This is a genomic window from Kamptonema animale CS-326 (assembly GCF_028330895.1).
In the GTDB taxonomy this organism is placed as follows: domain Bacteria; phylum Cyanobacteriota; class Cyanobacteriia; order Cyanobacteriales; family Microcoleaceae; genus Kamptonema; species Kamptonema formosum.
Genome location: NZ_JAQMUA010000026.1, coordinates 1 through 7,287 on the forward strand (window position 1 = coordinate 1; position 7,287 = coordinate 7,287).

Genomic DNA, 7,287 nt, shown 5'->3' on the forward strand with positions numbered 1-7,287 from the left:
CCTCTGGGCGGTATCTTTACCGCCCAGAGGGCGGCGTTACATCAGAAGTATGCCTGCAATTTATTCCCTCTTCCTTCTTTCTTGTTTCTTCCCTAATAGACATCTCGGAAAAATCCAGTCAAAGGCAGGCAAGATGCCTGCCCCACAATGTTTATTCGAGATGCCTAATCAACTCCCTCTATGGGTGCAAATCCTTGGCGCTGGATATTTTCTGTGATAGTGCGGGGTTCGAGAAATTGCAGTAAATAATCGGGGCCCCCTGCTTTAGAACCCACTCCTGAAAGCTTAAACCCACCAAAGGGTTGCCGGGATACAATTGCACCAGTAATTCCCCGATTTATATACAGGTTGCCGACTTCAAAATCTGCTTTTGCCTGTTCAATATGGGAAGGAGTGCGAGAATATAATCCGCCAGTTAAAGCGAAGTTTGTACTGTTAGCAATTGCTAGTGCTTCGCTGAAGTTTTTCGCCCGAATTACGGATAATACTGGGCCAAATATTTCTTCTTGGGCAATTGTTGCTGTGGGGGATACTTCGCTAAAGATTACTGGGCCGATAAAATAACCATTATCGGGTGCGGGCATCTCTAAAGCAACTTTCGCTTCGGCGCGGCCTTTTTCGATGTATTCGCGAATGCGATCGCGTGCGTTAGCATCAATTACAGGGCCAACTTGGGTACTGGGAATTTCAGCGGGGCCAATATTTAGCGATCGCGCAGCTTCTACTAACCGCGTCACAAAAGTATTATACACCGATTCCACCACAATGACTCGCGAACAAGCGGAACATTTTTGGCCGCTGTAACCAAAAGCAGAATGCACAACACCTGCAACTGCTTGATCTAAATCGGCACTTTCATCGACGACGATGCCATTTTTTCCACCCATTTCTGCGATTACTCGCTTCAGGTGTTTTTGTCCCGGTTGCAGAATCGCAGCATCCGCATAAATGCGACAACCCACTTCTTGAGAACCAGTAAAAGTAATCATCTGAACGTCGGGATGTTTCACCATATAAGCACCTACCGACGAACCCCGACAAGGGACATATTGAAATACGCCTTGAGGCACACCTGCATCAACCAAAATTTCCGCTATTTTGGCAGCAATTACTGATGAAACTTCCGCTGGTTTGAGCAAAGTACAATTACCAGCAACCAAAGATGCTACTGTCATCCCCACCGGAATTGCGAGGGGGAAATTCCAAGGAGAAATTATTAAGGAAATCCCGCGCGGTTGATATTGGTAGCGGTTAGTTTCGCCAGCAACATCGTAATTTTTACCATCTTCTAACCGTTCCATTTCATCGGCGTAGTAGCGGCAAAAATCTATAGCTTCTGAAACTTCACCGTCGCATTCCCGTAAAGGTTTACCAACTTCAAACACCATCCAACCTGATAACTCATGTCGGCGCTGTTCCATTAATTCAGCGGCTTTTCGCAATACACCTGCACGCTGCCTAACTGGTGTTTTCCGCCAACTTGGAAAAGCATCTTTTGCTGCTTTTAGTGCTTGTTTTGCTTGTTCCTCGGAAAGCAATCCGATTTTACCAATAACTTCACTGGGATTAGAAGGATTGACAGAATTAACTGTTTCTGTTGTTGTCTGATATTCCCCATTAATCAAAGGAAGATAGGTTTTACCTAACTGTTGTCGCACTGATTCCATAGCTTTTTGTCCTGCTTCCCGTAATTTTTCATCAGCATAATCAGTATCGGCGACATTCGGGAAAACTCGATCGTAAACTAAGGCATCTTTCCCATTAGCAACTGGTGCGGCTAATAATTCCTCAATTGGTCTATTTTCTGAACTTTGGCGCAGGAATGAACTGTTAGCAGTATTCTCTAACAAACGGCGAATTAAATAAGACATTCCTGGCAGTAAATCGCCGTAAGGACAATAAACTCGCACTCGATAGCCGCGTTCGACTAATATCTTCGCTAACTTATCTCCCATCCCGTATAAAACCTGCATTTCAAAGCGGCGGCGGGGGATATTTAGGGTTTCCGCAATAGCAATTGCTCTAGCTTGCGATCGCACATTGTGACTGCCGATTGCTGCATACAAATATTCGTGATTTTCCAGCAATATTTGCGTCATCCGCTCGAAGTTTGCGTCAGTAGCAGCTTTATCATTATAGACTGGCTGCGGCCAATCTTTCTGCATTGCCAAGATAGTTTCCTGATCCCAGTAAGCGCCTTTAACTAACCGCACAGTTAGGGGAAATCCGCGCAATTTCGCCCAAGAAATCAGGTCATTTAAGTCATCTTCACTATCGCGCAGATAGGCTTGCATCGTCACGCCAATATCTGTGCGACTGCGAAATTCTTCTTCTAACAATAGCTGTTTGAGGATGCTTAAAGTTAAGTCTTTATAAGCATATTGTTCCATGTCGAAGTGTACGGCAGCGCCCAATTCTTGAGCGCGACGGAGTAAAATGCGAATGCGATCGCTTACTCTTTCTTGACTTCCTTTAGCATCCAGCGGATCAAACTGAGAATAAAACGCCGTTAACTTAACAGAAACCTGAACTCGCGGCAAAGTTTCACCATCAGCTTTATCAATCGCATCTACAGGCGACCAATTCTTAGCTGCATTGGTCAATTCTGCCATTAATTCTAAGTAGCGATCTAGATAAGATTGTGCTTCAGCTTCAGTAATTACTGCTTCCCCTAAAAGGTCAACTGTGAAAGCCATTTTATCCTTTCGCAGTCGTTCTAGAGTTTTGATAATTTGCTTGATATTTTCCCCGGCAATATATTTATGCGCTAAGGTTTCTACAGCAGGTGCAACTGTTGTCGCTGCGAGTTGTCCGGGAACTGAATCTGCATTCGCAAAATTGAGCAATTTTTTAAGTGCTTCTGGCAATTCTACCTCTTCTGCTGTTAGGTATTCTTGCAAGTGACGGGCAATTTCTGGTTTGCTACGGAGTGCAGGTAAACAGTCAATAAAGCGAAATAATTGTACTCGCAAACCAGGACTCGCCATCGCCCAATCTAGTAATTTATCATCCCAGCGCATTTGGTCTTGTAATTGGCCAAAAAAGGAGCGCTTTTTCTCTTGGGTAGCACTCAGGAGTTGTTTGGCGATTTCCTGAGTTTTAGTTTCGTAGGTGCTATCGGATACTTGTACAACCACAGCTTTCTGGAGGAATTAATGATGGGAATTGGGAGTTGGGTAAAGTTTTGTCTGGCTTAGTACCCATTGCTCGACTATTTTAATTATACCAGCAATAAGGTAAAATCGCTCTTGGTAGCAGAGGATAAACTAATGCGCTGGATTCGGTTATGTCGCGATCGCTCTTGTTAATGGTTTCGGGGTAGTAGTGCCAAAGTAGTGAAGCAATCTCAAGCTTTGATTTTTCGCCCTCAGTGCGTTAGTCCTGTTTAAGTTGGTTTTGGGCGCGATCGCTATTACAATAATTATGCTTGCCTCGTTTTGGGACGATCGCGGGGGCATCGCCCCTACGTTATCAATGATATAATAAACTAATAATTTTGAAAATAATGTAATCAAATAACAAAAATCTCATTTATGCTCAAAAAACTACGTTTACAAAAATTTAAAAATTTCAAAAATACCGAACTCCATCTCGGTCAATTTACTATTTTAATCGGAGAAAATGCGTCTGGAAAAAGTAATATCCGAGATGCGCTACGGTTTTTACACGGCATTTCTCGCGGCTATAACCTTGCTGAAATTATGGGGGAGAAATATGTAGAAGGTGGTGTTTTACAATGGCGTGGGCTTCGGGGAGGAACGCGAGAGACAGCGTTTCAAGGTGCTAATTTTGCTTTAGAAGTTACATTTTCTATCACTAATGATTTTGGGATGGAACAAGAAGCCACCTATCAGATTGAGGTGAATCTGGGAAGTGAGAGAAAACCACCAATTCTCCTTACGGAAAGATTAACTTTTAGTGAAGACTCATACAGTTTATTTGAAGTAAAATTAACAAACAGTTTTATTATTGAAGTTTTTCAAGTATGTAATCAACCATACGGAAACTTTTCAACAAATAGTATTAGTTTCAATATACCCATTCTTTCACAATTAGCGAAAGTACCGATGGAAAATGTTAGTGTAAAAGAAGGATTTATACTAGCAACTTCAATTAGAGGGAAATTAAAGGCTGCTTTACAAGCATTTAATGATATGCGATTTCTGGATCTCAATCCAGAAGCGATGCGTTTACCATCTGTCCCCGGACAGACTATTTTAGGCGATCGCGGTGAAAATCTTTCATCCGTACTTCTTGATATTTGTCAAGACCCCCAAAAAAAAGAAACGCTACTGGAATGGATACAAGAACTTACCCCAATGGATGCCAAAGATTTTGAGTTTCCTACTGATTTTACAGGTAAAACTTTACTCACTTTAGTAGAAGATAGTGGACAAAAAATATCGGCCTATAGTGCATCAGATGGAACCCTACGGTTTTTGGCAATGATCGCAGCTTTACTAGGTTCAGATCCAGCCAAAATCTACTTTTTTGAAGAACTAGATAACGGCATTCACCCCACCCGCTTACACCTTTTAATTCAACTGATTGAACGCCAAGTATCCCAGGGAAAAACCCAAGTTATTGCTACTACGCATTCTTCACAATTACTTAGACTGATTAGCCCCAAAACCTTAGAATCAGTCTCATTAATCTATCGGTTAGAAAATCGACCCGATGCCCAAATTATCCGCGTTTTAGATATGCCAAATGCCCAAGAAGTTTTGGAAAAACAAAATTTAGCCCACCTGCATGAATCAGCTTGGTTAGAAAATGTGATGGAATTTATGAGCGATGATGAGGTGGAAGAATGAACGTTTTAGTAATTCCCGAAGATTTCCGCAAAGATCAATATATGCTTGAGCCAATTATTAAGGCAATGATGAAAGCTATTGGTAAATCTAGGGCTAAAGTAAGAATTTGTCGAGATCCCCTATTGGGAGGAATCAGCGAAGCCTCCAAATGGGAAAATATGGAAGCTATTATTAATCAGTATCGGATGGTTGATTTATTTCTACTTTGTGTAGATCGGGATGGGAAAGAAGGTAGAAAAAAAGCCTTAGAAAATATTGAAAATCAAGCTAGTAAGATTTTAACAGATCGCCAGTTGTTCCTAGCAGAAAATGCTTGGCAAGAAATAGAGGTTTGGGTTCTAGCAGGTCAGGATTTACCAAAAGAGTATAATTGGCAAAAGATTCGTGAAGAAATCAACCCTAAAGAAACCTATTTTGTGCCATTTGCCCAACAGCGAAATCTATTAGATACGCCGGGAGAAGGACGTAAACCACTAGCAGAAGAAGCTGCGAAACGATATGGTCGCATTCGTCAACTTTGCCCAGAAGATATTGTTAACTTAGAAAATCGAATTAATACTTGGATAGAAGAAAATCTATGATATTATTATATTTAAGTGCAGCAGATTTAGCAAATGCTTGGGCTTATGCTGACGCGCATCCCGAAGAAATTGAAGCTGCGATCGCTAGAAATGAGGAAGATTAAAATGGCGCGTCTTTATGCAGATGAAAATTTTCCTTTGGTAATAGTGGAATTGCTACGAACTTTTGGTCACGATATTGTTAACATCCCTAATTAAGTTAAGATATGTAACACAAACTTTGCTAAGGAAATTATGGATAGGAATAAAAATCAGAAGGTCTGCATCGTCACGGGTGGAAACTCTGGGATAGGTCTGATGACTGCTGTAGGTCTAGCAAAATTGGGAAATCGCGTATTTATTGGCTGTCGTTCCATTGCCAAAGCCACAATTGCTGTCGATTATATCCGTCGGGAAAGTGGAAATCCGCAGGTTGAATTTCTCCCTTTAGATTTATCTTCTCTTGACTCGGTACGCAGATTTGTCGATCTATTTTTGTCAAAGCAGCTTCCTCTTCAGATATTAGTCAATAATGCGGGGATTTTCAACAATATGGGTACAACAAAAGAAGGTTTTGAGATGATTTGGGGAACTAACTATCTCGGTCATTTTTTGTTGACTCACTTACTACTGGAAAACCTCAAAAATTCAGCGCCGAGTAGAATTGTGATGGTAGCTTCTGACTTAGCATTGCGACCAACTGCAATTAATTGGGACTCTTTAGTTAAAAAAACTCCATTAAATTTTCTTGAACTTTATGCTATTTCTAAGCTATGTTTATTATTATTAACTGCGGAATTAGGGCGGCGGTTAAGCGATACCAATGTGAGCGTTAATGCAGTGCATCCGGGGTTTGTTCAGTCTAATATTACTTTGGGACACCGATTGAGTCGGTATTTGGGTTTAGGTGTTTCGCTTAAAGATGGCGCTGCGGGGGTAATCTCGACTGCAATAGATCCCATTTTTGAGGGTGTAAGCGGTAGATTTTACGATCGCAAAGGTAAGGAAATTATGCTTCCCGATCTTGCTAAAAATATTGAATTGGCTAAAGAACTATGGGAACGTAGTTTGCTGTGGACGGGTGGCAATTTACAGGAAAATAAAGTTTCAAGAGTAAGAGAAAATGATTCTAATATTAGCTTACCATATTCTCTGGCTTTGAATCAAGTAGAAATTGCCGATATTGCCAAAATAACGTTACAAAATATTTTGCCCAAACCACCCAAAAAGTTATTGATCGTTAGCTTTTTTCGTCTGCTGTTTAAATTAGAGTTTGGTTCTTTATTGTTGCTACTAATCCAAACTATTAAAAAGGAATTTCACATGGAAAGGCATCTGGACTCGCCTGCAATTTTGGCCTTATGTCAAGATCCACAATTACTACAAAAGTTGAAAGAATATTTAGGTGAAGAGTTAATTTTATGGCGTTCTGAAATTTGGGCAAATTATCCGTCTCAGCAGTTAATTCCTTTTTGGCATCGCGATTCTTATCCAAAGCTTTTGGAAGGTGTGGGTAAAAGTATTAATGTTTATATCGCTCTTACTGAAGTTAATGAGTTTAATGGATTTGAGTATATACCGACTGCTATTATGAGCAATGATTTGTCAATAAAAGTCACAGATCCTTTTAGTGGAAATAACTTTTTTGATATAGGTAGCGATTTAGAAAAACAGGCGTTGCCAGTTGTACTTCAACCAGGAGAATTTGTGATTTTTACGGAGGAAATTGTGCATCGATCGCTTCGCAATAGTAGCGGAAAGGTAAGGCTTTCATTAACTCTGCGTGTTACTCAACCTGGGATGAAAATACTACCTGGTTATAGCCCTTTTTATAAGCGGCCTGTATTATTGTTAAATGTTAACGGTTAACAGTTAACTGTTAACCGTTATACCAATTACGTAACGCCCCCCAA

General features: G+C 40.8%; 5 protein-coding genes and 1 pseudogene. 5 read left to right on the forward strand and 1 reads right to left on the reverse strand.

Features of this window, described 5'->3' with window-relative positions:
- Window positions 1-164 precede the first annotated feature (164 nt).
- Complete coding sequence (pruA, locus tag PN499_RS01975; RefSeq protein ID WP_272029960.1) at window positions 165-3,137, reverse strand: L-glutamate gamma-semialdehyde dehydrogenase; 2,973 nt, start codon at window positions 3,135-3,137, stop codon at window positions 165-167.
- Window positions 3,138-3,533: 396 nt separating this feature from the next.
- On the opposite strand from pruA, the gene PN499_RS01980 reads away from it, so the two are divergent.
- From PN499_RS01980 to PN499_RS01995, 5 genes and pseudogenes are all read left to right on the forward strand, one after another.
- Window positions 3,534-4,814, forward strand: coding sequence for an AAA family ATPase (locus PN499_RS01980; protein ID WP_272029962.1), 1,281 nt, complete (start codon window positions 3,534-3,536; stop codon window positions 4,812-4,814).
- Window positions 4,811-5,395 carry a hypothetical protein gene (locus PN499_RS01985; RefSeq protein WP_272029964.1) on the forward strand — a complete coding sequence of 195 codons (585 nt, stop codon included), beginning with the start codon at window positions 4,811-4,813 and terminating at the stop codon, window positions 5,393-5,395. The genes PN499_RS01980 and PN499_RS01985 overlap by 4 nt, the downstream gene beginning before the upstream one ends.
- A gap of 8 nt (window positions 5,396-5,403) precedes the next feature.
- Window positions 5,404-5,499: pseudogene (locus PN499_RS29745) on the forward strand (DUF433 domain-containing protein); the annotation flags it as partial.
- Window position 5,500: 1 nt separating this feature from the next.
- Window positions 5,501-5,593, forward strand: coding sequence for a DUF5615 family PIN-like protein (locus PN499_RS01990; protein ID WP_272029965.1), 93 nt, complete (start codon window positions 5,501-5,503; stop codon window positions 5,591-5,593).
- A gap of 36 nt (window positions 5,594-5,629) precedes the next feature.
- On the forward strand, window positions 5,630-7,243 hold the full coding sequence (locus PN499_RS01995) for an SDR family NAD(P)-dependent oxidoreductase (protein WP_272029966.1): 1,614 nt from the start codon (window positions 5,630-5,632) through the stop codon (window positions 7,241-7,243).
- Window positions 7,244-7,287 lie beyond the last annotated feature (44 nt).

What these genes read in the sequence shown, in the direction of transcription:
- PN499_RS01980 (WP_272029962.1), top strand. Translation starts at nt 3,534, where the DNA reads ATGCTCAAAAAACTACGTTTACAAAAATTTAAAAATTTCAAAAATACC.
- PN499_RS01985 (WP_272029964.1), top strand. Translation starts at nt 4,811, where the DNA reads ATGAACGTTTTAGTAATTCCCGAAGATTTCCGCAAAGATCAATATATG.
- PN499_RS01990 (WP_272029965.1), top strand. Translation starts at nt 5,501, where the DNA reads ATGGCGCGTCTTTATGCAGATGAAAATTTTCCTTTGGTAATAGTGGAA.
- PN499_RS01995 (WP_272029966.1), top strand. Translation starts at nt 5,630, where the DNA reads ATGGATAGGAATAAAAATCAGAAGGTCTGCATCGTCACGGGTGGAAAC.